This window comes from Micromonospora sp. NPDC003776 (assembly GCF_053605645.1).
On record NZ_JBSGJR010001003.1, the window covers coordinates 1 to 1,040 of the forward strand.

Here is a 1,040-nt window from a genome sequence, read left to right on the forward strand (position 1 = left end):
GTGACCGGGGCACAGCGCCCCGGTCACCCGCCGTCTGTCTGGAGAAGAGATGACAGCGACCACCGAAGCGCCGAGGCTGGGGCTGCGCGCGAACGCGGCCCAGTTCCTCCTGCTCGTCGCGGTCAACGCCCTGGTCGGCGGGGTGCTCGGTACCGAGCGCACCGTGCTGCCGCTGCTCGGCGAGCGGGAGTTCCACCTGACGGCGTACACCGCCGCCCTGACGTACATCCTCGCCTTCGGCGCGACCAAGGCGGTCACCAACTTCTTCGCCGGCACCCTCTCCGACCGGTACGGCCGCAAACCGGTGCTGCTGGCCGGCTGGCTGGCGGCGATCCCGGTGCCGCTGCTGCTCATCTGGGCGCCGAGCTGGGGCTGGGTGGTCGCCGCCAACGTGCTGCTCGGCGTCAACCAGGGCCTGGCCTGGTCCACCACCGTGATCATGAAGATCGACCTGGTCGGGCCGTACCGGCGCGGCCTCGCCATGGGGCTGAACGAGGCCGCCGGCTACCTCGCGGTGGCGGTCACCGCCCTGGCCACCGGCGCCCTTGCCGCGCACTACGGCCTGCGTCCCGCGCCGTTCCTGCTCGGCGCCGCCTACGTCGCGGTGGGTCTCGGCCTGTCCGCGCTGCTGGTCCGGGAGTCCCGCGGCCACGCCCACCACGAGGCGGCCAACCACCAGGGGAGCGGCCACCACGGTGGCCTCACCACCCGGCAGGTCCTGGGGCTGGTCAGCTGGCGGGAACCGGCGCTCAGCTCGGCCAGCCAGGCGGGCCTGGTGAACAACCTCAACGACGGCCTCGCCTGGGGGCTGTTCCCGGTGCTCTTCGCCGCCGCCGGGCTCTCCCTGCCCCGGATCGGTCTGCTGGCGGCTCTCTACCCCGCCGTGTGGGGGCTCGGTCAACTCGTCACCGGTCCGCTCTCCGACCGGGTCGGCCGCAAGCCGCTCATCGTGGTCGGGATGCTCACCCAGGCCGGCGCGCTCGCGGTGATCGCCGGCACGGACGGCTTCGGCGGGTGGGCGTCGGGCGCCGTGCTCCTCG

Annotated in this window: 1 protein-coding gene; it reads left to right on the forward strand. The window is 73.8% G+C overall.

Annotated elements, in window-relative coordinates:
* Nucleotides 1–49 precede the first annotated feature (49 nt).
* A partial coding sequence (locus tag ACWEVO_RS37080; RefSeq protein WP_452312033.1) for an MFS transporter occupies nucleotides 50–1,040 on the forward strand: 991 nt, incomplete at its 3' end.